This is a genomic window from Pseudomonas sp. Arb-4-2C (assembly GCF_055755015.1).
The window spans coordinates 3,193,863-3,208,585 of the sequence record NZ_CM146899.1; the positions used below are offsets into that span (position 1 = coordinate 3,193,863).

7 protein-coding genes, 2 tRNA genes, 3 rRNA genes and 1 pseudogene are annotated in these 14,723 nt (G+C 57.3%); 2 read left to right on the forward strand and 11 right to left on the reverse strand.

Annotated features, from left to right (window positions below; all coding sequences use genetic code 11):
* The first annotated feature begins 110 nt into the window (after positions 1 to 110).
* On the forward strand, positions 111 to 1,346 hold the full coding sequence (locus AC0J41_RS14155; RefSeq protein ID WP_025109816.1) for an MFS transporter: 1,236 nt from the start codon (positions 111 to 113) through the stop codon (positions 1,344 to 1,346).
* A gap of 117 nt (positions 1,347 to 1,463) precedes the next feature.
* On the opposite strand, the gene rrf is transcribed toward AC0J41_RS14155, so the two are convergent.
* From rrf to AC0J41_RS14190, 7 genes are all read right to left on the reverse strand, one after another.
* Positions 1,464 to 1,579 (reverse strand): 5S ribosomal RNA (gene rrf / locus AC0J41_RS14160).
* Positions 1,580 to 1,738: 159 nt separating this feature from the next.
* A 23S ribosomal RNA gene (locus AC0J41_RS14165) occupies positions 1,739 to 4,630 on the reverse strand.
* A gap of 227 nt (positions 4,631 to 4,857) precedes the next feature.
* Positions 4,858 to 4,933 (reverse strand) — tRNA-Ala (locus AC0J41_RS14170).
* 9 nt (positions 4,934 to 4,942) lie between these two features.
* Positions 4,943 to 5,019: transfer RNA gene (locus AC0J41_RS14175), tRNA-Ile, on the reverse strand.
* A 124-nt stretch (positions 5,020 to 5,143) separates the two neighbouring features.
* Positions 5,144 to 6,680 (reverse strand): 16S ribosomal RNA (locus tag AC0J41_RS14180).
* The 16S, 23S and 5S rRNA genes sit together here with 2 tRNA genes alongside, the layout of an rRNA operon.
* Before the next feature lie 608 nt (positions 6,681 to 7,288).
* Positions 7,289 to 7,780 carry a DUF2269 family protein gene (locus AC0J41_RS14185; RefSeq protein ID WP_473012760.1) on the reverse strand — a complete coding sequence of 164 codons (492 nt, stop codon included), beginning with the start codon at positions 7,778 to 7,780 and terminating at the stop codon, positions 7,289 to 7,291.
* A gap of 2 nt (positions 7,781 to 7,782) precedes the next feature.
* Positions 7,783 to 8,898 (reverse strand): saccharopine dehydrogenase family protein, encoded by a 1,116-nt coding sequence (locus AC0J41_RS14190; protein WP_473012761.1) that lies wholly within the window; start codon positions 8,896 to 8,898, stop codon positions 7,783 to 7,785.
* Positions 8,899 to 9,021: 123 nt separating this feature from the next.
* Here AC0J41_RS14190 and AC0J41_RS14195 point away from each other — a divergent pair.
* A pseudogene (locus tag AC0J41_RS14195) lies at positions 9,022 to 10,053 on the forward strand (NAD(P)/FAD-dependent oxidoreductase); the annotation flags it as partial.
* 16 nt (positions 10,054 to 10,069) lie between these two features.
* Here the strand turns inward: AC0J41_RS14195 and AC0J41_RS14200 are convergent.
* The 4 genes from AC0J41_RS14200 to AC0J41_RS14215 form a co-directional block, all read right to left on the reverse strand.
* On the reverse strand, positions 10,070 to 11,392 hold the full coding sequence (locus tag AC0J41_RS14200; protein WP_473012762.1) for a purine-cytosine permease family protein: 1,323 nt from the start codon (positions 11,390 to 11,392) through the stop codon (positions 10,070 to 10,072).
* 111 nt (positions 11,393 to 11,503) lie between these two features.
* Positions 11,504 to 12,478 (reverse strand): 5-oxoprolinase subunit C family protein, encoded by a 975-nt coding sequence (locus AC0J41_RS14205; RefSeq protein WP_473012763.1) that lies wholly within the window; start codon positions 12,476 to 12,478, stop codon positions 11,504 to 11,506.
* Complete coding sequence (locus AC0J41_RS14210; RefSeq protein ID WP_473012764.1) at positions 12,475 to 13,347, reverse strand: 5-oxoprolinase subunit B family protein; 873 nt, start codon at positions 13,345 to 13,347, stop codon at positions 12,475 to 12,477. Before AC0J41_RS14210 ends, AC0J41_RS14205 begins: the two co-directional genes overlap by 4 nt.
* Complete coding sequence (locus AC0J41_RS14215; protein WP_473012765.1) at positions 13,344 to 14,717, reverse strand: acetyl-CoA carboxylase biotin carboxylase subunit; 1,374 nt, start codon at positions 14,715 to 14,717, stop codon at positions 13,344 to 13,346. The genes AC0J41_RS14210 and AC0J41_RS14215 overlap by 4 nt, the downstream gene beginning before the upstream one ends.
* Between the last annotated feature and the right edge of the window lie 6 nt (positions 14,718 to 14,723).

A 14,723-nucleotide genomic window follows, 5' to 3' on the forward strand; every position in this document is an offset into this window, starting at 1 on the left:
TTCGAATGGCCACCTACGCTCGGTGTGAAACTAAATCCGCAGGCGACAAGTCACTGACTTTAGCGGAGGTTGAGTCATGTCGCCGAACCTCGATTATTGAAGATCCCAGCGTGATCAATCACTCCGATAGTCGCCACAATCTCTCGTTGGACAGCCTCAACTTCTTCCTCGCCGATGTGCGCGACGGGCTCGGGCCGTATCTCGCCATTTACCTGTTGGCAGTGCATCACTGGGAACCGGCCAGCATCGGACTGGTGATGACCCTCGCAGGCATCGCCGCCCTCCTCACCCAGACACCCGCCGGAGCCCTCGTCGACAACACCCGCAGCAAACGCGCGGTGATCGCGATTGCCGCGCTGCTGGTGACCGGCAGTTGTGTGGTGCTGCCCTTCGTCACGTCATTTAGCCTGGTGGCGATCACTCAAGCCTTGAGTGCCGCTGCTGCGTCGGTGTTCGCCCCGGCCATCTCGGCAATCACCCTGGGTATCACCGGCCCCCGAGCATTCACTCGGCGCACCGGACGCAATGAGACGTTCAACCATGCTGGCAACGCTTGCGCAGCGCTGCTGGCCGGAGGCTTCGCTTACCTGTTCGGCCCGGTTGCGGTGTTCTACCTGATGGCCGTCATGGCACTGGGCAGCGTGGTGGCTGTGAGTTTCGTCCCTGCCAATGCCATCGACCACAATCTCGCCCGGGGCCTGGATCCGAGCGACGCCACAGACAGCAAAGCACCTTCAGGATTATCGGTGCTGCTGACCAACAAGGCGCTGCTGATGTTCGCCATCTGCTGCGCCCTGTTCCACTTGGCCAACGCGGCGATGCTGCCGCTGGTGAGTCAAAAACTGGCGCAAGTGAACTTGCAGATGGCCACGCCACTGACCTCGGCCTGCATCGTCGCTGCGCAATTGGTAATGGTGCCGGTGGCGTTGCTGGTCGGGGCCAGAGCCGATGTGTGGGGGCGCAAACCGTTGCTGCTGGCAGGCTTTCTGATCCTGCCATTACGCGGCGTGTTGTACACGCTGTCTGACGATCCTTACTGGCTGGTCGCAGTGCAGTTGCTCGATGGCGTTGGCGCTGGAGTTTTCGGCGCGCTGTTCCCGGTAGTGGTGAAAGACCTGACACTGGGCACCGGTCACTTCAACATCAGTCTCGGCGCCCTCTCGACCGTGTTCGGCCTTGGCGCGGCATTGAGCAGCAGCGTGGCGGGACTTGTGGTGCAAGAGGCCGGTTATAGCGCGGCGTTTCTGACCCTGGCAATGATTGCCGGGGTGGCGTTTGTGCTGCTGTGGGTGGCGATACCGGAGACATTGGCGGATCGACGCCGCGCGGTTATCGCTACAACTTGAGGGTTGTCTGTTGGATGCGGAAGGAATGTGCAAATTTGTTCGCAGGCTAAGTAAAAAACTTTCCTGCAGGCAAAACAAAACCCCAACTGCTTTCGCAATTGGGGTTTCGGAATTTAATCTTGACGATGACCTACTCTCACATGGGGAAACCCCACACTACCATCGGCGATGCATCGTTTCACTTCTGAGTTCGGGATGGGATCAGGTGGTTCCAACGCTCTATGGTCGTCAAGAAATTCGGTGTGCCGACTCGTCTTTCGACGCTTCAGCAAATTGGGTATGCGATAGTTTGTGTGTTTCTCTCGAACTTTCGGTTCGTTTCGTCTTCACACACCGCAATCTGGTGACCTTTCGCTTTTCAGCTCAAAGCCTGCAAATTGCTTGGGTGTTATATGGTCAAGCCTCACGGGCAATTAGTATTGGTTAGCTCAACGCCTCACAGCGCTTACACACCCAACCTATCAACGTCGTAGTCTTCGACGGCCCTTCAGGGAACTCAAGGTTCCAGTGAGATCTCATCTTGAGGCAAGTTTCCCGCTTAGATGCTTTCAGCGGTTATCTTTCCCGAACATAGCTACCCGGCAATGCCACTGGCGTGACAACCGGAACACCAGAGGTTCGTCCACTCCGGTCCTCTCGTACTAGGAGCAGCCCCTCTCAAATCTCAAACGTCCACGGCAGATAGGGACCGAACTGTCTCACGACGTTCTAAACCCAGCTCGCGTACCACTTTAAATGGCGAACAGCCATACCCTTGGGACCGGCTTCAGCCCCAGGATGTGATGAGCCGACATCGAGGTGCCAAACACCGCCGTCGATATGAACTCTTGGGCGGTATCAGCCTGTTATCCCCGGAGTACCTTTTATCCGTTGAGCGATGGCCCTTCCATACAGAACCACCGGATCACTAAGACCTACTTTCGTACCTGCTCGACGTGTCTGTCTCGCAGTCAAGCGCGCTTTTGCCTTTATACTCTACGACCGATTTCCGACCGGTCTGAGCGCACCTTCGTACTCCTCCGTTACTCTTTAGGAGGAGACCGCCCCAGTCAAACTACCCACCATACACTGTCCTCGATCCGGATAACGGACCTGAGTTAGAACCTCAAAGTTGCCAGGGTGGTATTTCAAGGATGGCTCCACGCGAACTGGCGTCCACGCTTCAAAGCCTCCCACCTATCCTACACAAGCAAATTCAAAGTCCAGTGCAAAGCTATAGTAAAGGTTCACGGGGTCTTTCCGTCTAGCCGCGGATACACTGCATCTTCACAGCGATTTCAATTTCACTGAGTCTCGGGTGGAGACAGCGCCGCCATCGTTACGCCATTCGTGCAGGTCGGAACTTACCCGACAAGGAATTTCGCTACCTTAGGACCGTTATAGTTACGGCCGCCGTTTACCGGGGCTTCGATCAAGAGCTTCGCGTTAGCTAACCCCATCAATTAACCTTCCGGCACCGGGCAGGCGTCACACCCTATACGTCCACTTTCGTGTTTGCAGAGTGCTGTGTTTTTAATAAACAGTCGCAGCGGCCTGGTATCTTCGACCGGCATGAGCTTACGGAGCAAGTCCTTCACCCTCACCGGCGCACCTTCTCCCGAAGTTACGGTGCCATTTTGCCTAGTTCCTTCACCCGAGTTCTCTCAAGCGCCTTGGTATTCTCTACCCAACCACCTGTGTCGGTTTGGGGTACGGTTCCTGGTTACCTGAAGCTTAGAAGCTTTTCTTGGAAGCATGGCATCAACCACTTCGTCACCCAAAGGGTAACTCGTCATCAGCTCTCGGCCTTAAGATCCCGGATTTACCTAAGATCTCAGCCTACCACCTTAAACTTGGACAACCAACGCCAAGCTGGCCTAGCCTTCTCCGTCCCTCCATCGCAATAACCAGAAGTACAGGAATATTAACCTGTTTTCCATCGACTACGCTTTTCAGCCTCGCCTTAGGGACCGACTAACCCTGCGTCGATTAACGTTGCGCAGGAAACCTTGGTCTTTCGGCGTGGGTGTTTTTCACACCCATTGTCGTTACTCATGTCAGCATTCGCACTTCTGATACCTCCAGCAAGCTTCTCAACTCACCTTCACAGGCTTACAGAACGCTCCTCTACCGCATCACTTGCGTGATACCCGTAGCTTCGGTGTATGGTTTGAGCCCCGTTACATCTTCCGCGCAGGCCGACTCGACTAGTGAGCTATTACGCTTTCTTTAAAGGGTGGCTGCTTCTAAGCCAACCTCCTAGCTGTCTAAGCCTTCCCACATCGTTTCCCACTTAACCATAACTTTGGGACCTTAGCTGACGGTCTGGGTTGTTTCCCTTTTCACGACGGACGTTAGCACCCGCCGTGTGTCTCCCATGCTCGGCACTTGTAGGTATTCGGAGTTTGCATCGGTTTGGTAAGTCGGGATGACCCCCTAGCCGAAACAGTGCTCTACCCCCTACAGTGATACATGAGGCGCTACCTAAATAGCTTTCGAGGAGAACCAGCTATCTCCGAGCTTGATTAGCCTTTCACTCCGATCCACAGGTCATCCGCTAACTTTTCAACGGTAGTCGGTTCGGTCCTCCAGTCAGTGTTACCTAACCTTCAACCTGCCCATGGATAGATCGCCCGGTTTCGGGTCTATTCCCAGCGACTAGACGCCCTATTAAGACTCGCTTTCGCTACGCCTCCCCTATTCGGTTAAGCTCGCCACTGAAAATAAGTCGCTGACCCATTATACAAAAGGTACGCAGTCACAGAACAAAGTCTGCTCCCACTGCTTGTACGCATACGGTTTCAGGATCTATTTCACTCCCCTCTCCGGGGTTCTTTTCGCCTTTCCCTCACGGTACTAGTTCACTATCGGTCAGTCAGTAGTATTTAGCCTTGGAGGATGGTCCCCCCATATTCAGACAAAGTTTCTCGTGCTCCGTCCTACTCGATTTCATGACCAAGAGATTTTCGCGTACAGGGCTATCACCCACTATGGCCGCACTTTCCAGAGCGTTCCGCTAATCTCAAAGCCACTTAAGGGCTAGTCCCCGTTCGCTCGCCACTACTAAGGGAATCTCGGTTGATTTCTTTTCCTCAGGGTACTTAGATGTTTCAGTTCCCCTGGTTCGCCTCTTGCACCTATGTATTCAGTACAAGATAACCATCTTATGATGGCTGGGTTCCCCCATTCAGACATCTCCGGATCAAAGTCTGTTTGCCGACTCCCCGAAGCTTTTCGCAGGCTACCACGTCTTTCATCGCCTCTGACTGCCAAGGCATCCACCGTATGCGCTTCTTCACTTGACCATATAACCCCAAGCAATCTGGTTATACTGTGAAGACGACATTCGCCGAAAATTCGCGATTAAACTCACAAATTTTACCTTAGCCTGAATAAACACCAGTGAAAGTGTTATCCAGTCTATCTTTCTATCACATACCCAAATTTTTAAAGAACGATCTAATCAAAGACTAGAAATCAATATTCGCACTGGAATATTCATTTCTAAACTCTAACAAGTAGAAGCAGTTAATGGTGGAGCCAAGCGGGATCGAACCGCTGACCTCCTGCGTGCAAGGCAGGCGCTCTCCCAGCTGAGCTATGGCCCCATACAAAATTGGTGGGTCTGGGCAGATTCGAACTGCCGACCTCACCCTTATCAGGGGTGCGCTCTAACCAACTGAGCTACAGACCCAATTTCGAGCGCGTAACTGATTAGCTAAGAGCTATCAGCTTGGAGCTTAAAGCTGCTTCTATCGTCTTCTTCAATGAATCAAGCAATTCGTGTGGGAACTTATGGAGCAGCTGATGTCGTCGATTAAGGAGGTGATCCAGCCGCAGGTTCCCCTACGGCTACCTTGTTACGACTTCACCCCAGTCATGAATCACACCGTGGTAACCGTCCTCCCGAAGGTTAGACTAGCTACTTCTGGTGCAACCCACTCCCATGGTGTGACGGGCGGTGTGTACAAGGCCCGGGAACGTATTCACCGCGACATTCTGATTCGCGATTACTAGCGATTCCGACTTCACGCAGTCGAGTTGCAGACTGCGATCCGGACTACGATCGGTTTTATGGGATTAGCTCCACCTCGCGGCTTGGCAACCCTCTGTACCGACCATTGTAGCACGTGTGTAGCCCAGGCCGTAAGGGCCATGATGACTTGACGTCATCCCCACCTTCCTCCGGTTTGTCACCGGCAGTCTCCTTAGAGTGCCCACCATAACGTGCTGGTAACTAAGGACAAGGGTTGCGCTCGTTACGGGACTTAACCCAACATCTCACGACACGAGCTGACGACAGCCATGCAGCACCTGTCTCAATGTTCCCGAAGGCACCAATCCATCTCTGGAAAGTTCATTGGATGTCAAGGCCTGGTAAGGTTCTTCGCGTTGCTTCGAATTAAACCACATGCTCCACCGCTTGTGCGGGCCCCCGTCAATTCATTTGAGTTTTAACCTTGCGGCCGTACTCCCCAGGCGGTCAACTTAATGCGTTAGCTGCGCCACTAAGAGCTCAAGGCTCCCAACGGCTAGTTGACATCGTTTACGGCGTGGACTACCAGGGTATCTAATCCTGTTTGCTCCCCACGCTTTCGCACCTCAGTGTCAGTATCAGTCCAGGTGGTCGCCTTCGCCACTGGTGTTCCTTCCTATATCTACGCATTTCACCGCTACACAGGAAATTCCACCACCCTCTACCATACTCTAGCTCGCCAGTTTTGGATGCAGTTCCCAGGTTGAGCCCGGGGATTTCACATTCAACTTAACGAACCACCTACGCGCGCTTTACGCCCAGTAATTCCGATTAACGCTTGCACCCTCTGTATTACCGCGGCTGCTGGCACAGAGTTAGCCGGTGCTTATTCTGTCGGTAACGTCAAAACACTAACGTATTAGGTTAATGCCCTTCCTCCCAACTTAAAGTGCTTTACAATCCGAAGACCTTCTTCACACACGCGGCATGGCTGGATCAGGCTTTCGCCCATTGTCCAATATTCCCCACTGCTGCCTCCCGTAGGAGTCTGGACCGTGTCTCAGTTCCAGTGTGACTGATCATCCTCTCAGACCAGTTACGGATCGTCGCCTTGGTGAGCCATTACCTCACCAACTAGCTAATCCGACCTAGGCTCATCTGATAGCGCAAGGCCCGAAGGTCCCCTGCTTTCTCCCGTAGGACGTATGCGGTATTAGCGTTCCTTTCGAAACGTTGTCCCCCACTACCAGGCAGATTCCTAGGCATTACTCACCCGTCCGCCGCTGAATTCAGGAGCAAGCTCCCGTCATCCGCTCGACTTGCATGTGTTAGGCCTGCCGCCAGCGTTCAATCTGAGCCATGATCAAACTCTTCAGTTCAAACATCTTTGGGTTTTTAAGAAACCCTAAACTTGGCTCAGCAATCGTTGGTTACATCTTTGATTTCTCGCGGAGTAACTTGTGATGCTGATAATCTTGTTGACTATCAGTCTGACTCCACAAGCACCCACACGAATTGCTTGATTCAGTTGTTAAAGAGCGGTTGGTTAAGATCTTTCGTCTCAACCGAGGCGCGCATTCTACAGCAGCCTCATTTGCTGTCAAGTGATTATTTTCAGAAGTTTTCGAAGATTTCTTCAACAACTTCAACCACTTCAACCACTTGCGCTTCCTATCTCTCGTTAGCGGGAGGCGAATTCTACAGCGTTACTCGCTGTTGTCAACACCCTTTTTTCACCGCTTTCGACCGAGAAGATCGAACCGTTAAAAGCGCCAGACATGCCGACATTTTCAACTCCTTCCAGGCTTCGATGAACTGAAGCAAGCCGCTGTCGAAAACTGCGTAACCCTTTGAATTTCAAGGAGTTTTCCGTTTCGACTGCGCCGGAAGTGGGGCGAATTATAGACCTCCAGAATCTGCCGTCAACAGCTATTTTCACATTTCTGTCATATCGGTCAAAAAAGCCCGAAAGCACGGCAGCGCCCCGCTAAACCATTAATCCAAGCCACTGCCCCGGCGTCATCTTCGTCACCATTATCAAGACAATCACGAACATCCCCAGAAAGCCGCCAACCCCCATCCAGAACCACTGGAGGTAAAAGGCCCGGTAATCGGCATCAAGCTCTGTCCCACGTTCCACTGCGCGCGCCGCCATCTGCTGCAAGCGCTTCTGCAACAGAAGCACTGGTAGCCACAGCGAACCGACGACACAGAAGATGATCAACGATGTCAGCATCCACTCCGTGGTCAGTGGCAGCCCGCTGAGCCTTGTCAACATATAGCCCGTCACGATCTGGATGAAGCCCGCCGGCGTGGTGATCCAGGCGTCGAAGCGCACCACCATTCTCGCCACATGGGCGATCACCTGCGGATTGGCCGTGCGACTGGCGGCGATCAGATAGAGATAGGAGCCCATGCCGAAACCGAACAGAAAAATCGCGGCGATGACATGTACGTACTTAAGGCCCAGATACAACATGCTCAGCGCATCCCGTCACTGAAGTGTACGGACAGGCTTAGATTCTGTGCGTCATTGATTGCGGCCATATACGCATTGACGCTGATCTCGCCGACGCAAGGACGCGCGCCGGACTCGGGCACATAGCCCCGGGCGATTTTCGCGGCCAGAGCGACGGCGGCACAACTCGGGATCTCCGGCCCCTTGTCATTCAGCGCGGTGAGTTGCGCCGTCATCGACAGCGGCTGGTCATTCAGGCCGACGCCCTGCACATCTATATACATCGCACTTTTGCCATCGCCGAAACGCTCGAACCAGCTGCCCCAACGATGCAACCTGGCGGCCCATGGCACATGGTCACGCACCAGCCCCTTCCTCATTGCCAGAGCAAACAGATAATTGGCCACGCCTCCGAGCTTGAGGCCCGCGCCAGCCTTGAAGCTCAACGTCTGTGCGCCATAGCGGTTGGCGAAGATGTCCATGTCCGGCACATCCACATTGGCCAACGCACGGAAGCCAAGGCCCTGCAGCTTGCGCAGGGTCAGATCCTCCCAGCCCATCACCTCATGCACCTGACCGTTGCGCAACTGACGGATCGGCTTGCCGGCATAAGCGAGCACGCCCTCGACCGTCGACAGCCCCGGCATCTTGGCCGACGAGGAGATACCGTGCTCGATCGAATCGATGCGCTTGAAGTGGTGGCGCTGCTCATCGATGATCGCTGACGAAAGCGTCGGCACTGAACTGCAGCCACTGAGGACAGCGACCCCGGCCTGCCTCGCTCGGGCATCGAGCACACTGATGCCATTGACGAACGTCCGGCAGTCCGCCAGGTCGCAATAGTTGACGCCCGCCTCAATGCAGCTCTCGGCCACCGCGTAGGATTGCCCTTGAAACGGGCCGCCGGTGTGAATCACCAGTTGAATGTTCATCGCGCAGAGGGCTGCAGAAAATCCGCCCCCCATGGCATCGCCGCACCAGCTCTCGCAGGTCGCGCCCAGCTCAGCGACTTTGTGCGCCAGTTTCTGCGGATCACGCCCCGAGATCACAAGCTCGACGTCGGGCATATCGATCAGATGCCGACAAACGATACTGCCAAAGTTTCCATACCCGCCAACCACCAACACCCTGAGTGCCATCAACGCTTCCCTGAACGATTCAAAACCGGCCCAAAAACGGACTCGGCGCAGCTTCCCTGATATCACCGGGCCAGGCAAGTCTGCCGCTACAGGCCGGGATGGAGTACTGTCAGCGCATCGACATTGGAGGTTGGTGTGAGCAAACGGATCATCGTGATCGGCGCGGGAATCGTCGGCGCGTCACTGGCGTATCACCTCGCCGCGAAAGGTGCGCACGTCACAGTGCTCGAGTCTGGTGAAATTGCCTGCGGCGCGACAGGACGTTCCTTTGCATGGATCAACACGTCACACGGCGGGCCAGACCCTGTTGCGCCGTTACGCGCCGCAGCCATCGCAGAATACCGGCGGCTCGAATCCGAGTTGCCAGGGTTGAACATTCAATGGACAGGTGCGCTGTCTTACGGCGAAGGTCCGTTTTATGCGCCTTCTATATTTAGTGCGCAGATTCTCGACCTTGAACCCAACCTCAAACACCCTCCGCAACGGGCCTGCTTTGCCGCCGCCGAAGGTGCGCTGGATGCGGTGCAAGCAACGCATGCATTGATTGCAGGCGCACAAGCCCATGGCGCGACGCTGTTAACGCACACGCCGGTGCTCGGATTTCAGACGTTGAACGGCGCTGTCACCGGCGTTATCACTGCGACCGGCAACCTCATTGCCGACATTGTCGTGCTGGCGGCGGGCACCGCCATCGCGCAACTGGCAGATCAGCTGAACGTCACCCTGCCCATCGACGCGTCACCCGCCCTACTCATCCGCTACACAACCCAGCCTCATCGGATAAACACGATCATCTCCAGCCCCCAGATGGAAATCCGGCAGGACACCGACGGTACGTTGCTGGCTGCGGAGGACTATATAGATGACGCGCTGTACAACCGACCGCACGCCATCGCGCTGAGAACGGCCAAAGCCATTGAGCACGAACGTCACGGAGTGGCTTCCATCACGCCGCAAATGGCGAGCGTTGGCCTGCGACCCATGCCCGCCGACAGGATTCCCATCATTGGCTATCTGCCGGAATTCAACAGTGCGTACGTGTGCGTCATGCATCCGGGCGTGACGCTGGCGACGGTCGTGGGGCGGCTGGTTTCCGAGGAGATTATTGATGGCGCATCTGCAGCGGCACTGGAGCCCTGTCGGCCAGCACGATTCCAGTCACCCGCCCCCCCTACTCCGCCGTCTGCACCACCCATCGACCGCGCCGGGCCAATCCCGCCTGCAAGGCAAACGCCATTACCACGGTCGCCGGCGCGGAAAAACTGCTCAGCCCGTCGCCGGCAAACATCAATGCCAGTCCCAGTGCTGTCGCCCCGAACCACGCCGTCAACCCGACAGGATTGAAAGTCGCCACCCGCTCAAGTGTCGCCAGATCATTACGGCCACAGAGAATCTGCGCCAATGCCACGCCGACCCAGGCCACCACGAAAATCCCCTGATAGGCCAACGCCTTGAGGAGGTAGGCAAAGACATCCGTCAGCATCAGTCCGTAAACGATTACCCCAACTACCAGCGCCCACATCAGATACGAACCGCGTACACCAAAACGGCCGAAGAACGCCTGCATGTTCAACGTCGCCAGGTAGTAATTGGCGGTATTGATGCGGGTTTGCGTGGCCCAGACGAACAGCAATCCCCACAGGCCCATCAACTGCAGGATCGCCATCACCACCGACACTTCGTTCAGCGCGCCGTCATGGGGAATGCTGCTGACCAGGTAGATGCCCGCCGCGCCATTGAGCAAAAACGTTACCGCGTAGAACGGCATGCCGAAGTTCCAGCGACCATGGTATTCGGCGTCTTCGGGCTTGCCGAAACGCGCGTAGTCGAAGGTGAACAGCATCAACACCCAGACGCCCATGTAAGCGACGAAGCAGTGCCACCAGCCGAATACGCTGGGCGTCATCGGGCCGAAATCCAGCCATTGCGGCTGGTAGCCATAACGACTGATCGACAGCCCCACCGCCACCAGCAGACCTCCAAGGTACACCGGCAGCAGCACGCCATTGAGCTTGTCCAGCCAGTGCTGCACGCTGCCCAGAATCATCGGCACGCTATAGAGCACCACTGCGAGTGCCGCCAGCGGATAGATCAGTTGCGGGTACAGTTGATGGAGCGCCACGGCAATCACCGAGCCTTCGAATACCGCGTAGTAGATCGCCGTGGAGAAGAAGATCAGCGTCGCCAGACACGCCCCGGTGCTGCCGAACAACAGCCGTGAAAACAGCGCCACCGACAAGCCGCTGCGGATCGCGAATCGGCTGAGCACACTGTTGACCAGGCCATAACTGATGACTGACAGCAGCATGCCGATCAACGCGTTGCGCGCACCGAATGACAGCGCCAGTGAAGCGCCGACCACGATGTAAAACATCGCACTGCACACCGCCCACCAGGCCATGGTCAGCGACAGTCGGCCCATGCGCGCTGCGGTCGGTACGGGATGGTGGGCCGGGTCCTGCCCGGTTTGACTCGATTGCGATAAAGCAGCCATATGCGTGAACTCCAGAACCAGTCAAAGGTTGAAGCGCGGGCAGCCGTCACCGCACCGGAGTGCGGCGTTGGCTTACCGTTTGGCATGGCCCGCGCGATGCGGCGGGCAGAATCAGGAAGGGAACAGCTTGCTCAGGCAGCTGAGTTTTTTCTTATAGGAGCGTCGTGCTTCCAGCGCTTCTTCGAGGGTCACCGCGACAAAGCGGGCCTTCTGATTGGGTTGCATCTGGCCGATCAGATCGAGGTCGGCACTGATCACCGTGCCGATCATCGCGTAGCCGCCACCGGACACCGCGTCACGGTGCAGGACAATCGGCTCAAGTCCGGCCGGGACCTGGATCGAACCGATCGGGTAGCAACTGTCGACGATGTTCGATGGATCGGAACCAGCGCCGAACGGCTGTTCGCGGGGCTGAAAGCTCAGCGCGCTGCCGCCCTTGAAGCGATAGCCGATACGGTCGGCTTCAGAACCGACCGTCCATGGCTCGGCGAAAAAGCTCTTTGCCGCAGACTCGCTCAGGCGCTCGTAATACAGGCCCGGCACCACGCGCAGGGTGATTTCGCCGCCCAGCGATTGGCGTAACGCCATGGGCAGACTGGCGCCGGCGCGACCCTTGCCACTCGCGGCGCCAATCGGCAACTCGTCGCCGGCGATCAATCGGCGCCCCTGAAAGCCGCCAAGCGCACCCAGCGTGTAGGTCGAACGACTGCCGAGCACCAGCGGCACATCGATGCCCCCCGCCACTGCCAGATAAGCCCGGGCGCCAGCCTTCGGAAAGTCGAAGCGCAGCACTTGTCCGGCCTTCACCTCAAAGGCTGTGTCGTGGTGCATTTCCACGCCATCGACACGCGGCGTCATGTGCGCACCGCAGACCGCCACCAGCGCATCGTGCTGAAACGCCAGCTCAGGCCCGAGCAACGTGCATTCCAGCGCGGCCAGACCTGCCGGGTTGCCGACCAGTTGATTGGCGGCGCTGAGCGCGTATTGATCAAGCGCACCCGAAGGAGGGATGCCCAAGTGGTAATAGCCTTCGCGGCCCAGATCCTGTACCGAGGTCGCCAGGCCGGGTTTGAGTACCTTGATCATGCCAGCACCTCCTGCAGCGACTTGGGATAACCGATCGGATCGGCGAGAAACGCGTCCAGCGAAAACTCCACCGGACGAATCCGCAGATCAAAGCGCCCGGCGTCCACTTCAGCCACCGCGTGGTCGTAGGCCTCACGATCGATCGGCTTGAACTGCACGATGTCGCCCGGACGGAAGAACACCATGTGTTCCTTGAGGTACGCGAGGTTTTGCTGCGGGTCGTAGATCGGTGCCGGCGTCACGCCGAACATCTGATAACCCCCGGCACCGCGCACCGAGTAAATGCAGCCAAAGCAACCGCCATGACCGAGGGTCAATTTCGGTGTGTCAGTGCGTGGCCGCAGGTACTTTGGCACCTGCAACTGGCGTTCGCGCTCGACCATCTGGAACATGAATGGCAGCCCGGCGACGAAGCCGACCATCGAGACAAACCACGGCGCACCGCTGTGGGCGGCGATGAACGCATCGACGTCGGCCAGGTCGTTGATCCGTGCGGCGTATTCCAGGTCAGTGGCGCTGGGGTCCTGATGCCGGTCGCGAAAACGCATCAGGGTTTCGTGGGTCCATGGGTCGTTGTACAGCACCGGAATCTCGATGATGCGCGTCTGCAGCGTGCGCTCGGCAACCGCCTCGGCTTCGGCGCCTTTCACCGCTTCGAGCAGGGTGTGCGGGGCGATGCGATCCGGGTCGAAACGAATCTGGAACGAGGCATTGGCCAGGCACACGTCGAGCACGCCATCCAGCGCCAGGCGCTCTACCGCGCGGGTAACGGCCAGCCCCTTGAAGAACGCATCAAGTGACATGCTGTCGCTGACTTCGGCAAAAAGATGCTCATCGGCGCCGAAGCTGTAACGGATCGGCGTGCTCATGCTGCACCTCCGCTGCGGCGCGTGGCCAGCCAGGTTTCCAGGGTGCCGGTGTGGAAGTCGGCGCTGTGCAGCCACGGTTGTTCGAGCAGTTCGCCGTGCAGTGTCAGGGTGCTGGCCATGCCGGACAATGTGGTCTGTTCTACCGCTGCTTTCGCCCGGCGCAATGCTTCGGCGCGGTCAGGGCCATGCACGATCAGCTTGGCCAGCAACGAGTCATAGTAAGGCGGCACGCGGTAGCCTTGATACAGGTGAGTGTCGACACGAATGCCTTCGCCCTGCGGCCAGATCAGTTCCTCGACCAACCCGGGACTGGGGAAGAAGTCGCGCTGCGGATCCTCGGCGTTCAGGCGCATTTGCAGCGCGGCGCCGTTGAGTTGAATGTCACTCTGTCTGAAACCCAGCGGTTCGCCGCCGGCAATGCGCAACATCGCCTGGACCAGATCAATGCCGGTGATCAGTTCGCTGACCGGGTGCTCTACCTGAATCCGCGTGTTCATCTCGATAAAGAAGAATTCGCCGGTCGCCTCGTCATACAGGTATTCCAGAGTGCCGGCGCCCTTGTAGCCCAAGGACTCGGTCAGGCGCACGGCGCTCGCGCAGAGGCTCTCGCGTTGCTGCTGGCTGAGGACCGGCGACGGCGCTTCCTCGAAAATTTTCTGCCGGCGACGTTGCAGTGAACACTCCCGCTCGAACAAATGCACCGCGTGCCGACCGTCGCCCAACACCTGCACTTCAATGTGCCGAGCCCGTCCGATAAATCGCTCCAGGTACACCGCGCCGTTGCCGAACGCGGCCTGGGCCTCGCGCTGGGAACGGGGAAACTCTTCTGCCAGTTGCGCAGCATCTTGCGCCAGGCGAATACCGCGCCCGCCACCACCGGCCGAGGCTTTGATCAGCAGCGGGAAGCCAACGACTTCTGCAGCCTTGAGCGCCGATTCAACATCAAACAGCTCACCCGGCGACCCTGGCACCACTGGCACCCCCGCTGCTTGCGCAGTACGCCGGGCTTCGGCCTTATCGCCCATGCGCCGGATCGTCTCGGCGCTCGGTCCGACAAAAATCGCCCCGGCCGCCACCACTGCTTCGGCAAAATCCGCGTTCTCCGAGAGAAAGCCATACCCGGGGTGCACCGCGTTGGCGCCTGTGGCTTTCAAAGCGCCGAGCAAGGCTTCGACATTCAAATAGCTTTTATCGGCGCGCGCCGGGCCGAGTACGTGCACCTCATCGGCCATGCGCGCGGCGAGGGAATCGACGTCCGCTTCACTGCACGCGGCAACGGTAGGAATCCCCAGTGCCTTGGCGGCACGAATGATTCGCACCGCAATTTCGCCACGGTTGGCGATCAGCAATTTATCAATACCTTGGGTCATGATCAC